The sequence below is a fragment of the Corynebacterium lemuris genome (genome assembly GCF_024919295.1).
GTDB classification, from domain to species: Bacteria; Actinomycetota; Actinomycetes; order Mycobacteriales; family Mycobacteriaceae; genus Corynebacterium; species Corynebacterium lemuris.
In genome coordinates this window covers 115,853-131,120 of record NZ_JANWTC010000004.1, presented here as the reverse complement: position 1 = coordinate 131,120, position 15,268 = coordinate 115,853, and the positions used below count along the sequence as shown (strand labels likewise).

Below are 15,268 nucleotides of genomic sequence, written 5' to 3'. Positions count from 1 at the left end.
GGCCGAGGTTGATACACTGTCCCGTTGTGATTGTCACCAATGACCTCGAAGTCCGCGTCGGCGCCCGTACCCTGCTCACCGCACCCGGGCCGCTGCTGCGTGTCCAGCCCGGCGACCGCATCGGACTCGTGGGCCGCAACGGTGCCGGCAAGACCACGACCATGCGCATCCTGGCGGGGGAGACCCAGCCCTACGGTGGCACCGTGACCAGCTCCGGGGAGATCGGCTACCTGCCGCAGGACTCCCGCGAGGGCAACATCGACCAGACCGCCCTCGACCGCGTGCTCTCCGCACGTGGCCTCGACCGCATCCGCAGCTCCATGGAACGCCAGCAGGAGATCATGGAGACCGCGACGGACACCGGCAGGCGTGACGCCGCGATCCGCAAATACTCCCGCTTCGAGGAACAGTACGCCTCCCTCGGCGGTTACGAGGCGGATTCCGAGGCCGCCCAGATCTGCGACAACCTCGGCCTCCCGGCCCGTATCCTCGATCAGCCGCTGCACACCCTCTCCGGTGGTCAGCGCCGCCGCGTGGAGCTCGCCCAGATCCTCTTCGCCGCCACCAACGGCTCCGGAAAATCGCAGACCACCCTGCTTCTCGACGAGCCCACCAACCACCTCGACGCCGACTCCATCGACTGGCTGCGTGGTTTCCTGGCAAAACACGAGGGCGGGCTGATCATGATCTCCCACGACGTGGAGCTTCTCGACGCCGTGTGCAACAAGGTCTGGTTCCTCGACGCTGTCCGCGCCGAGGCCGACGTCTACAACATGGGCTTCGCCAAGTACAAGGACGCCCGCGCCCTGGACGAGGCCCGCCGCCGCCGTGAGCGTGCCAACGCCGAGAAGAAGGCCTCCGCCCTGCACAAGCAGGCCGCCAAGCTCGGTGCCAAGGCCACGAAGGCGGCCGCCGCGAAGCAGATGCTCGCCCGCGCCGACCGCATGATCGGCCGACTCGACGACATCCGCGTCGCCGACCGTGTCGCCGCCATCTCCTTCCCGGAGCCGGCCCCCTGCGGAAAGACCCCGCTGTTCGCCAAGGGCCTGACCAAGATGTACGGCTCGCTGGAGGTCTTCGCCGGCGTGGACCTGGCCATCGACAAGGGCAGCCGCGTCGTCGTCCTCGGTTTCAACGGCGCCGGCAAGACCACCCTGCTCAAGCTGCTGGCCGGTGTGGAGCGCACCGACGGCGAGGGCGGCATCGTCACCGGCCACGGACTGAAGATCGGCTACTTCGCCCAGGAGCACGACACCATCGACCCGGGGAAGTCCGTCTGGCAGAACACCATCGAGGCCTGCCCCGAGGCAGGTGAGCAGGACCTGCGCGGACTGCTCGGCGCCTTCATGTTCTCCGGTGACCAGCTCGACCAGCCCGCCGGCACCCTCTCCGGCGGTGAGAAGACCCGCCTCGCTCTTGCCGCGCTGGTCTCCTCGCGTGCCAACGTGCTGCTTCTCGACGAACCCACCAACAACCTCGACCCGCAGTCCCGCGAACAGGTCCTCGACGCCCTGCGCACCTACACCGGTGCCGTCGTCCTGGTCACCCACGACCCGGGTGCCGTCAAGGCCCTCGAACCCGAGCGCGTCATCGTGCTGCCCGACGGCGATGAGGACCTGTGGTCGGACGAGTACATGGAGATCGTGGAACTGGCCTAACGCGCGTAGCGCAGGGCGAAGTTGCGCAGGATGGCGTCGTCCACGGTGAGGTCCACGCCGCGGGTGCCCGCGATGATCTCGCTGAGTTCACCGGGCTCGTAGTAGCCGGCGTTGGCGTAGATACGCAGGCGCTGCTCGAATTCGGCCGGGGCCAGCTCGGGGTGGAACTGGGTGGCGTAGATGTTCTCCCGCACCCGGAACATCTGGGTGGGGCAGTCCGCGCCGGTGATCAGCACCTCGGCGATGTCGGGGAGGACGGTGATGGCCTCCTTGTGGCCGACCATCGTGTGGAACTGCTCCGGCAGGCCGTCGAGAAGCGGGTCCTGCCCGGTGACGGTGACCTCGATGACGCGGGGTTTCTCGCTGTAGGTGCCGTCGATGACCGCCCCGATGGCGGTACCCACCGTGCCGACCCCGTAGCAGGCGCCGAACAGCGGGTAGTCCCGATCGAGGACCTCCGCCATGAGGCGGGCCAGGTCGGCCTCCACGCGCTGCTGTAGCGGGGCCTTGACCGGTTCGGAGGAGTTGAAGGGGCTGCCGCCGAGCAGGATTCCGGAGAAATCCGCCAGGTCCAGGTGTTCCAGGGGGCGCGACTCCAGCCGGAACTGCACCAGGCCGTCCGCTCCCAGGCCCATCTTCGCGCGGAAGCTGAGCAGCTCGGCCGCGGCGGCCTCATCCTCCGGTCGGGTGCTCAGCAGGAGGAAAGGTCGGCGGGGGCGGATCTGCGGGCGGGACACACCCTCGATTCTAGTGGCGGCGGATGAGTTTATCGGCCTCCACCGCGAGGAACACGATGATGCCGGCGGCCACGGGCACCCCCCAGCCGAACCAGCCCACGGAGGTGGTGTGGAAGGCCGCCTGCATGAAGGGCAGATAGCAGAAGGCGAGCTGCAGGGCGAGCATGATGCCCACGCACAGCCAGGAGACGGGGTTCGTGGTGAACAGTTCCTTCCGCACCGCACTGACACGGGAGAAACGGGCCGTGAACAGGTAGAATACCTGGCCGACGACCAGTGTGTTCACTGCGATGGTGCGGGAGGTCTCCAGGGAGGAGCCGTTCATCTGCAGGTACTGGAACACCGCGATCGTTGCCCCACCGATGAGGACGGAGACGTAGAGGATCCGCAGGATGGCCTCCGTGTCCAGGATGGAGTCCTCCGGGTCGCGGGGCCGGCGTTTCATGATGCCCGGTTCCGCCGGCTCGAAGGACAGCGCCAGCGACAGGGTAACGGCGGTGATGAGGTTGACCCACAGGACCTGCAGGGGAGTGATCGGCAGGGTCATGCCGACGAGCATCGCCACGAAGATGACCAGGCCCTGGGCACCGTTGGTGGGCAGCATGAACACGATGGCCTTGCGCAGGTTGTCGTAGATCGTGCGCCCCATCTTCATCGCCGCGGCGATGGTGGCGAAATTGTCGTCGGCCAGCACCACGTCAGCGGCGTCCTTGGTCGCCTCGGTGCCCTTGATGCCCATGGCCACGCCCACGTCGGACTGTTTGAGGGAGGGGGCGTCGTTGACGCCGTCGCCGGTCATGGCGACCACCTCGCCGTTGGCCTGCAGCGCCTGCACCAGGCGTAGCTTGTGCTCGGGTGAGGTGCGGGCGTAGATGTCGTGGTTGTGGACGATGCTGCGCAGGTCCGCGTCGCTGGCGGCCTCGAGCTCCGCCCCGGTGATCGCCCGGTCCCCGCGCAGTCCGACCTCCTTCGCGATGGCAGCCGCTGTCGAGGCATGGTCGCCGGTGATCATCCGGACCCGCACGCCGGCCTCCTGGACGGTGCGCACCGCCGCAGCGACCTCGTCGCGCGGCGGGTCGATGATCCCGTAGAGGCCGAGGAAGACGAACCCACCCTCGTCGACATCGCCGGTGTCCAGGCTGTTCTTGTCCGCCCCCTCCCGCCAGGCCGCGGCGAGCACCCGCATACCCCGGGCCCCCAGGTCCTCGATGTGCTCCTCCCAGTAGGCTACGTCCAGTACCTCGGTGCCACCCCCGGGGGCGCTCTGCCGGTCGCAGCGTTCCAGCAGGCGGTCGGGCGCACCTTTGAGGTGGATGATGGGTCCGTCGGGCATGTCGTCGAGGGTCGCCATGTACTTGTACTCGGAGTCGAAGGGCACGGCCGCCAGGCGCTGCGAGCTGCCGTCCTCCCCGGCCTTGAGCGCGAAGGTGCAGATGCCGCCGTCCGTGGGCTCGCCCGTCATCTGCCACCCATCCCCGTGCTTCTCGACGCTCGCGTCATTCGCGTAGACCGCCACCTCCGCCATCCGCGCGAGGTCGGGGTGGTCGGCGGTGGCCACCGGTGCGCCATCAAGCAGGATCTCACCCTCGGGGGCGTAGCCGGTGCCGGTGACCTCGTAGGTGTGCTCGCGGGTGTGGATGGCGCGCACCGTCATCTCGTTGCGGGTGAGGGTGCCGGTCTTGTCGGTGCAGATGGTGGTGACCGAGCCCAGGGTCTCCACGGAGTTGAGCCTGCGGGTGATGGCGTTGCGGTCGGCCATCTTCTGCACGCCCAACGCGAGGGTGATGGCCATGACGGCCGGCAGGCCCTCCGGGATCGCTGCGACCGCGAAGCCGATCGCCGACATGAGGACCTCACCCCAGTCAGTGCCGTAGAGGACCACGGAGACGATGATCATCAGCACCGCCAGCCCGACCGCGCCGACCGCCAGGATCGAGGAGAACCGGGCCATGGACCGGGTCAGCGGGGTCTCCACCTTCTGCACCTCGCCCAGCATGGTGGTGATCCGGCCGATCTCGGTGTCCTCACCGGTGGCGGTGACCACGCCCTGCCCCGAGCCCGCCGCCACCGTGGTGCCGGAGAAGGCCATGGAGGAACGGTCACCGAGGTCCGCGTCCGCCGCCACCGGCCGGGTGTTCTTGTCCGCGGGCACGGACTCACCGGTCAGCGCCGACTCCTCCACCCGCAGGCTGGTGGTCTTGAACAGCCGCAGGTCGGCAGGTATCCGGTCACCGGCCCGCAACCGGATGACGTCCCCGGGGACCAGCTCACCGGAGTCGAGGGTGGTCCAGGAACCGTCGCGGCGTACCTCTGTGGTGGGCGAGAGCATGTCCCGGATCGCGGCCAGCGCGTTCGCGGCCTTGCCCTCCTGGAAGAAACCCACCAGTGAGTTGATGATCACCACCGCGGCGATGACGACCGTGTCCACGATGTGACCGAGGAAGGCGGTGACCACAGCCGCGGCGATGAGCACGTAGATCATCGGGTCGCGCAGCTGGCGCAGCAGCCGCTGGAGAGCGGTCTCCTCCTGGGCCTGCGGCAGCGCGTTGGGCCCGTACTTCTCAAGCGCGGAGGACACGGCCCCGCCGCTCAACCCCTCCGGACGGCTGCCGAGTTCAGTGAAGACCTCTTGGACATCGGTGGCATGCGGTGGTGTACTCACATGATTCGATTGTACGCACGCCCGCGCAGGCGCATCAGTTCCGCAGACCGTGCACCGGGGCGGGGATGAAACCGCCGCGGCCGATGAATCCGGCGTTGCCGACCTGGTTGACCGGGATCACCGGGGCGTAGCCGAGCAGCCCGCCGAAATTCACCTCGTCACCGGGGACCGTGCCCGGCACCGGGATGACGCGCACGGCGGTGGTCTTGTGGTTCATCACCCCGATGGCGGCCTCATCGGCGATCATGCCGGCGATGGTCTCCGCGCTGGTGTCACCCGGGATGGCGACCATGTCGAAACCCACCGAACAGATCGCGGTCATCGCCTCCAACTTGTCCAGGGTGATGGACCCGGCGCGCACGGCATCGATCATCCCCTTGTCCTCGGAGACGGGGATGAAGGAGCCCGACAGCCCACCCACGCGGGAACAGGCCATCATGCCGCCCTTCTTCACCGCGTCGTTGAGCAGGGCGAGCGCCGCCGTGGTGCCGTGGGTCCCCACCTGATCCAGGCCCATGCGCTCGAGGATGTGGGCGACGGAATCCCCCTGTTCCGCGGTGGGGGCCAGGGAGAGGTCGACGATACCGAAGGGCACGCCGAGGCGTTCGGAGGCCATGTCGCCGACGAGCTGGCCGGCGCGGGTGATCTTGAAGGCGGCCTTCTTGATCTCCTCTGCGACCTGGTCGAGGGTGGCGGTATCCGGCAGGGACTCCAGCGCACGGTGGACCACACCGGGGCCGGAGACGCCGACGGAGACGACGCAGTCCGGTTCCTCCACACCGTGGTAGGCGCCGGCCATGAAAGGGTTGTCGCCGACGGAATTGGCGAAGACCACCAGCTTCGCGCAGGCGATGGCCGAACGGTCCTTCGTCAGCTCGGCGGCCTCCTTGATGACCCGGCCCATCTCAGCTGCGGCATTCATGTTGATGCCTGCGCGCGAGGTGGCGATGTTGACTGAGCCGCAGACCAGGTCGGTCTCACTCAGGGCCTCCGGGATGGAACGGATGAGCATCTTCTCGGAGGTGGTCGCACCCTTGGCCACCAGGGCGGAGTAACCGCCGAGGAAGTTGACGCCGACCTCCTTCGCCGCCCGGTCCAGGGCCCGGGCCACATCAGCCGGATTGCCCTCCAACCCGGCGGTGACCAGGGCGACCGGGGTGACGGAGATCCGCTTGTTCACTATGGGGATGCCCAGCTCGGCCTCGATGCCCTCGCAGACCTCGACGAGCCGGGCGGCCTGGGTGACCACCCGGTCGTAGACGGCCTGGCAGGTCTCGGCCATGGTCGTCCGGGTGCAGGAGAGCAGCGAGATCCCCATGGTCACGGTGCGGATGTCGAGGCGGTACTTCTCGATCATCTCGATGGTGTCGAGGATGTTGCGGGAGTTCAGGTGGAAGCTCATGGTCGTGTCCTTCCGCCTAAATCTCGTTGACCGCGGTGAACAGTGCCTCGGACTGGATCCGGATGACCAGCCCCTGCGACTTCTCCACCGGCTCCATCGCCTGCTGGATCCGGGCGATGTCAAGGGAGGTCTCATCGAACTCCACCCGCAGGATCATGGTGAAGAACTGGTCCATGATGGTCTGGGAGACGTCGAGGATGTTGATGTCCAGCTCGGCGAGAGCGGTGGTGACGGAGGCGATGATCCCGGTGTGGTCGGCCCCGGTGACAGTCATGATTGCGAACATGCATCCATGGTAATCGCGTCACCCGCTGGGGGAGCGGTCGGTAGAGTAAGAGCCATGAGCAGCAGAAACCCCAGCCTCGCCACACTGCGCAGCGAATTCACCGCCATGTCCCCGGCCTCCCGGATCAGCCTCATCGTCGGCGTCGTCGTCGAGTTCTCAGCCAAGATCGCCGCCTGGGTGGACCTCTCGCACTGCCCCGCCGAGCAGGTCCGCGGCCCGAAGTGGGCGTGGGCCCTGGCCCAGCTGATCAACGGACTCGGCCCCGCGGCGTACTGGAGCATCGGCCGGAAGTGACCACCCGCTCCGACCTGACCTACCCCGCCCACCTGCGGCTGGCCACCCTGAAAATGGCCGCCGGCCGCACCCCCGAGGAACTGGGCCTGCACCGGTGGACGATCACCGACCACCAGGAGGTGCTCGGCCACGGCGAGGACTGTTTCCACGAGGCCAGTCACCGGCTGCTGACCTGGCAGGCACACCGGCGGGCCCGCGTGCGTGCGGAACGCTTCGGTCCGCTGGTCCGCCTGCACATGGGCCCACGGGTCTCCTCCTGTTACGTGCTCCTGGAGGAGCAGACCCCCACCCGCACGGTCCTCGTCTACGGCACCCTGCCCGCCCACGTGGAACTGGGGGAGGAGGCCTTCATCATCAACCTCGCCCCCGACGGCACCGTCACCGGCCGGGTGATCGCCTTCTCCCGCCACGCCTGGTGGCTGGCCAAACTCGGCGCGCCGGTAGCCCGGGCAGTCCAACGCTGGGCCAACCGCGCCTATGTCTCGGGGATGCGCCCCGGAAACTTTCCGTAGGGTGGGGACATGAATGATGCACAGAGCAGGAAAACCGGAAACATTCTCATCATCGGCGGACACGGCAAGGTCGCGCAGCTGGTCACCCCACGCCTGATCACCGCCGGTCTGGACGTGACCTCCCTGATCCGCAACCCGGAGCAGACCCCGGACATTGAGGCCCTGGGTTCCACGCCGCTGATCCGCGACCTCACCGGACTGAGCATCGATGACTGGGCCGGCCTGCTGCGGGACCAGGACACCGTCATCTGGACCGCCGGCAACGCCGGCAAGGAGGGGGCGAAGGCCACCTACGCCATCGACCGCGACGGCGCGCTCGCCTGCATCGATGCCCTCGAGCAGCTCCGGAAGGAGGAAGGGAAGGCCCCCCGCTTCCTCATGGTCTCCTACCTGGGATCCGTTGACCACGGAGTGGATCCGGAGGACCCCTTCTTCCCCTACGCGGATGCCAAGGAGGCCGTGGATCGCCGTCTCCTCGCCTCAGAGCTGGAGTATCTCATCCTCGCGCCGGGTGCGCTGACGATGGAGCCGGCCGGGGGGTTGGCAGTCGTCGATAATGATCGCCCCGAGAGCAGCTCGGTGACCACCTCGCGTGAGCTGGTGGCGAAGGTGCTGGTGGAGATGGCCACTCGTGAAAACCTCCCCGACCGGCAGATCCTGCCCTTCGTTGATGCGGAGGGTGGCGCCGGTGCCGGGGAGGCCGCGGTCCGTCAGCTCTAGATCTCCTGCAGGAGCTGCCCGGTGCTCGTGCCCGGCAGCGCGAGGGTGACCAGTGTGTCCCAGGGGTCCCGGGTGCTCAGGGTGTGGCCGTCATCTGCCAGCCAGAGACCGTGGTCCTTCAGCCGCTGCCCCACCTGGTCCAGCTGTTCCCGGTCGGGCACCGTGATGGCCAGGCTGCCCAGCCCCAGGCTGGCGGCCCGCGGGCCGGCGCCCCGGCTGTGCCAGGAGTTCATGGCGACGTGGTGGTGGTACCCGCCGGCGGAGGCGAACAGGGCTCCGCGGTAGCCGGTCTGGGTCGGCTCGAAACCGAGGGTGTCGACGTAGAATTCCCGTGCGCGGGCGACATCACCGACCTGCAGGTGGACGTGGCCGACCTTGCCGGCCAGGGTACCGGTCATGGCGATCCGGTCCTCCTGGAGGTGCTCGGCGAGGAATTTCCGCGGGTCGAGGGGGAGGGTGTCCATGGCGATCTCGCCATCCTGGTGCACCCACTGCTCGCGGGGGCGGTCGATGTAGAGCTCGATGCCGTTGCCCTCCGGGTCGGTGAAGTAGAAGGCCTCACTGACCAGGTGGTCACTGGAACCGACAAAGCGGCTGCGCGGGTCCCGGGCGCTGTGGTAGACGGTGGCGGCCAGCGCCGCCCGGTCAGGGAAGAGCCAGGCGGTGTGGTACAGGCCGGCTTGACTACGGTCCACCGCCGGCAACCCCGGCGTGGATATCAACCTGATGAAGGGGACCGTGCCTCGGCCCAGCACCCGGTAGACCTGGCCGCGGTGGCTCTTCTCCTCCAGCGGTTCCAGGGAGAGGGTGTTGGCGTAGTAGGAGGTCATGTTCTCCAGGTCGCCGACCCGGAGGGTGACGGCGTCCATGCCGGTGTCGGGGGACAGAATCTGGGTGTCAGTGATCATTATTCGCGCTCCTGATGACTCGTTGGTTTGGTGTGAGTTTCATAATACCATAAATGGTGACATGTCATCAACCTGGTGGGTGTTCCCATTTTCCCGGCCCGGTGGGAGGTGTTTCTTCCCACCACTCAAACCGGCCGTCAACCCCGGACTTTCTGCCATGCTGAAGAGGGGCCCGCGTACCCGCCCACCATCTCCGGAATTGAGGAAACCATGGAGATCAGAGCCAGGAACACGAGCAGACTGCCGGCGGGTTATCACCGGCACGCCACCATCGACCTGAAGAAGAACCGCGGGTTCAACCTGTGGGTGCAGGGGACTGCTGTGGCGGTGGTGGCCCCCGCCATCGCCTTGGGCATCAGGCTGGAGATTCCGGCGGCCGCCACCTGGAGCCCCCTGGCCACCACGGTGCTGACCATCCTGGCAGGACTGTGTTATCTGGCCGCGCATGAGCTCACCCACGGCCTCGTACTGCGCTGGCGGACCGGAATCACACCCACCTACGCCGTGAAGTTCCCCTTCGTGACCACCGGCAGCCCCGCCTACCTCAACCCCGGCACCACGACTCTGGTCGCGCTCACTCCCAGCCTGCTGTGGGGAGCGATTCTGCTGACCGCGCTTCTACTGGTGCCGGCTGAGCTGCGGCTCACCCTCTACATCCTGGTGGTCCTCAACTTCGCAGGCTCTTCGGGAGACTATGTGGAGGCCGCGGTGGCACTCCGGCAGCCACCGGAGTCTCTCATCCGGGATGATGGCACGGAGATCGGGATATACCGGCCCAGGGAATCTGCCCCTGCCACCGGCTGAGGCCTCGCCGGGTGGTGCCGGTCAGGCCCTGGCGGCTGCCCGGCGGGTGCAGTAATCGACGAAGTTGGCGAGCAGGCGGTTGCTCCACGTCGTGTTGATCGAGGGGAGCGAGGCCACGATCGTGTGGTAGTCGTCGGGGGAGAAATACCCGTAGTCGTAGTAGAAGTCCATCCGGTCCTTCATGGCCTGCGCATCCATGTCAGCGTGGAACTGGGTGGCCCAGACATGCTCGCCCGCCCGGAGGAACTGCACCGGGCAGGAGGGGCCGGTGGCCAGCACGGTGAGGTCCGCACCGATCATCTCCACACTCTCGGTGTGCCCGGTCAGGGAGGTGAAGGTCTCCGGCAGGCCCGCGCACAGCGGATCGCGCATGCCCTCCTCCGTCAGCTCAACGACGGTGGGCCCGGAACCCTCAGCGTGGGCGGGGCCGATCTGCCCGCCGTGCATGTGGCTGAGCCAGCTGGCCCCGTAGCAGACCAGGAAGGCCGGCACACCGGAACCACTGATGCGCGCCATCTCCTCGTGCACGTGCAACTGCCACTGGTCCCAGTGGTGGTTGGTGATGTTCAGGGAGCTGCCGCCGAGCAGTACCCCGTCATAACCGTCGAGTTCACCCGCGGTCTGGCCGACCTCGGCGAGGTTGACATGGGTCAGCTCCGCCGGGTCGAGCCGGGTCGCCCGCAGGAAATCACGCAGCTCTGCGGCGGCGATCTGGTCGGCCAGTTCACCGGAACGCAGGGAGACGAGGAGGAAGTTCGGCATAGGGAGAGATTCTATACGTCCGTCTTCCCGGTCCTACGGGCGGTGCCGCACGCTGCCCTCCACGAGGTCGAGCACCTGCTCCAGGCCCTCGGTGGAGCCACCGGAGGCCAGCCGGGTGATAAGACCGTCGAGGAAGGTCTCCAGGTAGGTGTGCAGGACCTCCGGCGTGACGTCGGTACGCATGCGGCCGTCCACGACCAGGCGGGCTAGACGATCGCGTACCGCCCGGTCGAGGACCTCCTGGTGCTTCTGCCACTGCGCGCGGAACTCGGCGTCGGTACGCAGCATCTTGGAGATCTCCAGGCGCGTACCCAGCCACTCGTGGCGCTCCGGGTGATGGAGGATGTCCCGCATCACCTCGACCAGCCCCTCCTCGGCGGCCAGCTCGGCCTGACGGGCCGCGTCCTCACGGGCAAGCGCGAGGAACAGGTTCTCCTTATCACCGAAATGGTGGAAGATCGCCCCCCGGGACTTGCCGGTGGCCTCCTCCAGGCGCCGGACTGTGGCGCCGTGGTAGCCGTGCTCGGCGAAACACCGCCGGGCGCCTTCGAGGATCTCCAGACGGCGGCGGGAGAGTTCGGTGTTGCTGACCACGGGCATGGGGGACCTCCTTACTGCGAAGAAAAAAGGGGAGAGGGGGCTGCCTGCCCCGGTAAGGCATGATGCCTGACCGGGGATGCAGCCCCCTCTCAAGGGCAGTTCACACTGCGGCAGAGATGCGCTTAGGCGTTGGCCGCGGCGATCATCTGGCGGAGGACATACTGCAGGATGCCGCCGTTACGGAAGTAATCGGCCTCACCCGGGGTATCGATGCGGACAGTCGCATCGAACTTGACGGTGGAGCCGTCCTCCTTGGTGGCGGTGACCGCGACAGTCTTCGGGGTCTCACCGTTGTTCAACGCGGTGATGCCCTCGATGTCGAAGATCTCGGTACCGTCCAGGCCCAGGGACTCGTGGGACTCGCCGGCCGGGAACTGCAGCGGGACGACGCCCATACCGATGAGGTTCGAGCGGTGGATACGCTCGAAGGATTCGGTGATGACGGCCTTCACGCCGAGCAGGTTGGTGCCCTTCGCAGCCCAGTCACGGGAGGAACCGGTGCCGTACTCCTTGCCACCCAGGACGACCAGCGGGGTGCCGGCAGCCTTGTAGTTCTCGGCGGCGTCGTAGATGAAGGCCTGCGGGCCACCCTCCTGGGTGAAGTCACGGGTGTAGCCACCGGTGATGTCAACCAGCTGGTTCTGCAGACGGATGTTGGCGAAGGTGCCGCGGACCATGACCTCATGGTTGCCACGACGGGAGCCCAGGGAGTTGTAGTCCTTGCGCTCGACACCGTTGGCGTCCAGGTACTGGGCCGCCGGGGTGCCCGGCTTGATGGAGGAGGCCGGGGAGATGTGGTCGGTGGTGACCGAGTCGCCCAGCTTGGCCAGGACGCGGGCGCCCTTGATGTCGGTGACGTCCTCCGGCTCCAGCGGCATGCCGTCGAAGTACGGCGCCTTGCGGATGTAGGTGGAGTTATCGTCCCACTCGAAGGTCTTGCCGGTCGGGATCTCCAGCTCCTGCCACTGCTTGTCGCCCTTGAAGACGTCAGCGTAGTCGGCCTCGTAGAGCTCGCGGGAGATCGCACCCTCGATGGTGGACTCGATCTCCTCGGTGGAGGGCCAGACGTCCTTCAGGAAGACGTCATTGCCGTTCTGGTCCTGGCCGAGCGGATCGTTCTCGAAGTCGAAGTCCATGGTGCCGGCGATGGCGTAGGCGATGACCAGCGGCGGGGAGGCCAGGTAGTTCATCTTGACGTCGGGGGAGATGCGACCCTCGAAGTTACGGTTACCGGACAGGACCGCGGTGGCGGCCAGGTCGTGCTCGTTGATGGCGGAGGAGACCTCGGCCGGGAGCGGACCGGAGTTGCCGATGCACGAGGTGCAGCCGAAGCCGGAGAGGTAGAAGCCCAGGGCCTCCAGGTCCTTCCAGAGGTCGGCGCGCTTGAAGTAGCCGTCGACGACCTGGGAACCCGGTGCGCAGATGGTCTTGACCCACGGCTTGGACTTCAGACCCAGTTCGGTGGCCTTGCGGGCCAGCAGGCCGGCGGCGACCAGGACGGACGGGTTGGAGGTGTTGGTGCAGGAAGTGATGGAGGCGATGGCGACCATGCCGTGGTCGAGGGTGAACTCGCCACCCTGCGGGGACTCCACGATGACCGGCTTAGAGGGGCGGCCCTCTGCGTTCGCGGCAGCGGACTCGCCGTCGGCGGCGAAGGTCTGGTTGTAGTCGTCGCCCTCGACCTTGGTGGCGCGGACCGGCTCAGCGGTCTCCTCGGAGGTGTAGGTGGGCAGGTCGCGGCGGAACTGCTCCTTGGCCTCGGACAGCAGGATGCGGTCCTGCGGGCGCTTCGGGCCGGCGATGGACGGCACGACGGTGGACAGGTCCAGCTCGAGGTACTCGGAGTACTCGGCCTCCGGGGCGTCCGCGTGGAGCCACATGCCCTGGGCCTTGGCGTATGCCTCGACGCGGGCGACGTCGTCCTTGCTGCGGCCGGTCAGCTCGAGGTACTTGATGGTCTCCTCGTCGATGGGGAACATCGCACAGGTGGAGCCGAACTCGGGGGACATGTTGCCGATGGTGGCGCGGTTGGCCAGCGGGACGGACTTGACGCCGTTGCCGTAGAACTCGACGAACTTCTGGACGACACCGTGGTTGCGCAGCATCTCGGTGATGGTCAGGACGACGTCGGTGGCGGTGACGCCGGCCGGGATCTCCCCGGTCAGCTTGAAACCGACGACGCGCGGGATGAGCATGGACACCGGCTGGCCCAGCATGGCTGCCTCGGCCTCGATGCCACCGACGCCCCAGCCCAGGATGCCCAGGCCGTTCTGCATGGTGGTGTGGGAGTCGGTGCCGATGCAGGTGTCCGGGTAGGCGACACCCTCGTTGTCGAAGACAACGCGGGACAGGTACTCGATGTTGACCTGGTGGACAATGCCGGTTCCCGGGGGGACGACGCGGAAGTTGGAGAAGTTCTCGGCACCCCAACGCAGGAACTGGTAGCGCTCCTCGTTGCGCTGGTACTCGATGGCGACGTTCTTCTCGATCGCATCGGAGGTGCCGAAGGCCTCGACGATGACGGAGTGGTCGATGACCATCTCGGCCGGGTTCAGCGGGTTGACCTCGTCCGGGTTGCCGCCGAGGGTCTTCACTGCCTCACGCATGGTCGCCAGGTCGACGACACAGGGGACACCGGTGAAGTCCTGCATGAGGACACGCGCCGGGGTGAACTGGATCTCGATGGAGGGCTCAGCCTTCGGGTCCCAGTTGGCGATTGCCTCGATGTGCTCGGTGGTGATGTTCGCGCCGTCTTCGGTACGGAGAAGGTTCTCGCCGAGAACCTTCAGGGAGTACGGCAGCTTCTCCATGCCCGGCACGGCGTCGAGGGCGTAGTAGTCATAGGACTTCTCGCCGACCTCGAGGGTGCGCTTGGCGTTGAAGGAGTTCTTGCTTTCGGTCACAGGGAGCTCCATTTCCTCTTGTTGAACTGAAATGTTCGATACCCGCGGGCGATCTGCCCCGGTCAAGGCAGTCACACACCGGTAGAACGCGATGGTCCGTAACCAGACTAAGGTTCCGTACCAACGACCGCTCACCATCCTAACAGTACAAGCGTCTTGTTTTTTGGTTTGCCCTGACATCAGGGCGGCGCGTCGCCACCCCCGCCACACCCGCGGGGGATATAACCGACAGTGACAGACCGCAGTGGACGTCGTCCCGACTGCAGAATCCCGATGGGAAGTGGCCACAGAAGATGATCCCCGCCGACGTCGACCTGGACGATCTCAACCGCCAGCTCGGCGAGGATGCCGTCGCCTTCGGGGCCTTTGTCCCAGAAGGAAAGGCCGCCGACCTGGAACCCGGCCTCCTCGATGCCGTGGCCCACGCCCGGGACACGGACTTCGGAGCCCTGGGGCTGGTCATCCTCGAACGCACGCCCCCGCAGACGGCTGACATGCGCGATGTGGCCCAGGAGCTGCTGATGTCCACCGACCTGGACACGGTCATCGTGCGGGCACCGCACTCCGGGGCGGTGGTCAGTGACGTGCACTCCCGGGCCGGGCTGGAGGTGGCGCAGTACCCCTTCCTGGGGAACCCGGATGTCGTGGGCGCCGCTCACCGCTTCGTTGATGACGTCAATGCGTCTGCAGCCAGCTGGCCCTCCGCGACCGCACTCATCCTGCTCGGGGTTGCCGGGACAGCAGCCTTCACGGCACTGGGGGCCCGTCGGCGACGTCGGGGGATCCCGAAAAGTCAAGCCTTCAGCACTGACGGGGTGTAATCAATTCTTTTCCATATCGTTACGCTCCTATCGCCAATCAGCGCCCTACGGCTAGCAAGATGTAACCAAAATCACACGCACGTTACTTGAACGTGATCATGCAGGTCAGTCCCATGCTGCTCGTCATGTGACCAACCTTTACTTCTGTGAATGCTGATAAAGATTGAGTCACGGGCGACTGGGGTGTCCTATGGTGCTT

The 15,268-nt window shown here is 66.8% G+C and carries 14 protein-coding genes; 6 read left to right on the top strand and 8 right to left on the bottom strand.

The window, feature by feature from the left end:
• Positions 1 to 26 precede the first annotated feature (26 nt).
• Positions 27 to 1,658, top strand: a complete 1,632-nt coding sequence (locus NYP18_RS07610; protein WP_259427572.1) for an ABC-F family ATP-binding cassette domain-containing protein — start codon at positions 27 to 29, stop codon at positions 1,656 to 1,658.
• Here NYP18_RS07610 and NYP18_RS07605 read toward each other — a convergent pair.
• From NYP18_RS07605 to NYP18_RS07590, 4 genes are read right to left on the bottom strand one after another with little or no spacing between them, the layout of a single operon-like run.
• Positions 1,655 to 2,395, bottom strand: coding sequence for a glutamine amidotransferase (locus NYP18_RS07605; RefSeq protein WP_259427571.1), 741 nt, complete (start codon positions 2,393 to 2,395; stop codon positions 1,655 to 1,657). The genes NYP18_RS07610 and NYP18_RS07605 overlap by 4 nt on opposite strands.
• Positions 2,396 to 2,405: 10 nt before the next feature.
• Complete coding sequence (locus tag NYP18_RS07600) at positions 2,406 to 5,057, bottom strand: cation-transporting P-type ATPase (protein ID WP_259427570.1); 2,652 nt, start codon at positions 5,055 to 5,057, stop codon at positions 2,406 to 2,408.
• Between the two features lie 34 nt (positions 5,058 to 5,091).
• Positions 5,092 to 6,459: a PFL family protein gene (locus NYP18_RS07595; RefSeq protein WP_259427569.1), complete on the bottom strand. Its 1,368-nt coding sequence runs from the start codon at positions 6,457 to 6,459 to the stop codon at positions 5,092 to 5,094.
• A gap of 16 nt (positions 6,460 to 6,475) precedes the next feature.
• Positions 6,476 to 6,745: an ACT domain-containing protein gene (locus NYP18_RS07590; protein ID WP_259427568.1), complete on the bottom strand. Its 270-nt coding sequence runs from the start codon at positions 6,743 to 6,745 to the stop codon at positions 6,476 to 6,478.
• Between the two features lie 54 nt (positions 6,746 to 6,799).
• On the opposite strand from NYP18_RS07590, the gene NYP18_RS07585 reads away from it, so the two are divergent.
• The 3 genes from NYP18_RS07585 to NYP18_RS07575 are packed head-to-tail and all read left to right on the top strand — an operon-like array spanning position 6,800 to position 8,271.
• The gene (locus tag NYP18_RS07585; RefSeq protein ID WP_259427567.1) at positions 6,800 to 7,039 is read left to right on the top strand and encodes a hypothetical protein; all 240 of its coding nucleotides are present in this window, start codon (positions 6,800 to 6,802) and stop codon (positions 7,037 to 7,039) included.
• Entirely contained in the window at positions 7,036 to 7,551 is a 516-nt protein-coding gene (locus NYP18_RS07580) for a DUF1990 domain-containing protein (RefSeq protein WP_259427566.1), read from the top strand. Before NYP18_RS07585 ends, NYP18_RS07580 begins: the two co-directional genes overlap by 4 nt.
• Before the next feature lie 9 nt (positions 7,552 to 7,560).
• Positions 7,561 to 8,271, top strand: a complete 711-nt coding sequence (locus NYP18_RS07575; RefSeq protein ID WP_259427565.1) for an NAD(P)H-binding protein — start codon at positions 7,561 to 7,563, stop codon at positions 8,269 to 8,271.
• On the opposite strand, the gene NYP18_RS07570 is transcribed toward NYP18_RS07575, so the two are convergent.
• Positions 8,268 to 9,179 (bottom strand): VOC family protein, encoded by a 912-nt coding sequence (locus NYP18_RS07570; protein WP_259427564.1) that lies wholly within the window; start codon positions 9,177 to 9,179, stop codon positions 8,268 to 8,270. The genes NYP18_RS07575 and NYP18_RS07570 overlap by 4 nt on opposite strands.
• A gap of 210 nt (positions 9,180 to 9,389) precedes the next feature.
• Here NYP18_RS07570 and NYP18_RS07565 point away from each other — a divergent pair, with 210 nt between their 5' ends.
• On the top strand, positions 9,390 to 9,983 hold the full coding sequence (locus tag NYP18_RS07565; RefSeq protein ID WP_259427563.1) for a DUF3267 domain-containing protein: 594 nt from the start codon (positions 9,390 to 9,392) through the stop codon (positions 9,981 to 9,983).
• A 21-nt stretch (positions 9,984 to 10,004) separates the two neighbouring features.
• On the opposite strand, the gene NYP18_RS07560 is transcribed toward NYP18_RS07565, so the two are convergent.
• The 3 genes from NYP18_RS07560 to acnA form a co-directional block, all read right to left on the bottom strand.
• On the bottom strand, positions 10,005 to 10,745 hold the full coding sequence (locus NYP18_RS07560; RefSeq protein ID WP_259427562.1) for a glutamine amidotransferase: 741 nt from the start codon (positions 10,743 to 10,745) through the stop codon (positions 10,005 to 10,007).
• A gap of 33 nt (positions 10,746 to 10,778) precedes the next feature.
• Entirely contained in the window at positions 10,779 to 11,345 is a 567-nt protein-coding gene (locus NYP18_RS07555) for a TetR/AcrR family transcriptional regulator (RefSeq protein WP_259427561.1), read from the bottom strand.
• A gap of 122 nt (positions 11,346 to 11,467) precedes the next feature.
• Entirely contained in the window at positions 11,468 to 14,248 is a 2,781-nt protein-coding gene (gene acnA / locus NYP18_RS07550) for an aconitate hydratase AcnA (protein ID WP_259427560.1), read from the bottom strand.
• A gap of 293 nt (positions 14,249 to 14,541) precedes the next feature.
• On the opposite strand from acnA, the gene NYP18_RS07545 reads away from it, so the two are divergent.
• Positions 14,542 to 15,069 carry an Rv1476 family membrane protein gene (locus NYP18_RS07545; RefSeq protein WP_259427559.1) on the top strand — a complete coding sequence of 176 codons (528 nt, stop codon included), beginning with the start codon at positions 14,542 to 14,544 and terminating at the stop codon, positions 15,067 to 15,069.
• Positions 15,070 to 15,268: the final 199 nt, after the last annotated feature.

Coding starts and splice junctions, on each gene's coding strand:
- NYP18_RS07590 (WP_259427568.1), bottom strand. CDS start 6,745: ATGTTCGCAATCATGACTGTCACCGGGGCCGACCACACCGGGATCATC.
- NYP18_RS07570 (WP_259427564.1), bottom strand. CDS start 9,179: ATGATCACTGACACCCAGATTCTGTCCCCCGACACCGGCATGGACGCC.
- NYP18_RS07595 (WP_259427569.1), bottom strand. CDS start 6,459: ATGAGCTTCCACCTGAACTCCCGCAACATCCTCGACACCATCGAGATG.
- NYP18_RS07545 (WP_259427559.1), top strand. CDS start 14,542: ATGATCCCCGCCGACGTCGACCTGGACGATCTCAACCGCCAGCTCGGC.
- NYP18_RS07560 (WP_259427562.1), bottom strand. CDS start 10,745: ATGCCGAACTTCCTCCTCGTCTCCCTGCGTTCCGGTGAACTGGCCGAC.
- NYP18_RS07555 (WP_259427561.1), bottom strand. CDS start 11,345: ATGCCCGTGGTCAGCAACACCGAACTCTCCCGCCGCCGTCTGGAGATC.
- NYP18_RS07585 (WP_259427567.1), top strand. CDS start 6,800: ATGAGCAGCAGAAACCCCAGCCTCGCCACACTGCGCAGCGAATTCACC.
- NYP18_RS07575 (WP_259427565.1), top strand. CDS start 7,561: ATGAATGATGCACAGAGCAGGAAAACCGGAAACATTCTCATCATCGGC.
- NYP18_RS07565 (WP_259427563.1), top strand. CDS start 9,390: ATGGAGATCAGAGCCAGGAACACGAGCAGACTGCCGGCGGGTTATCAC.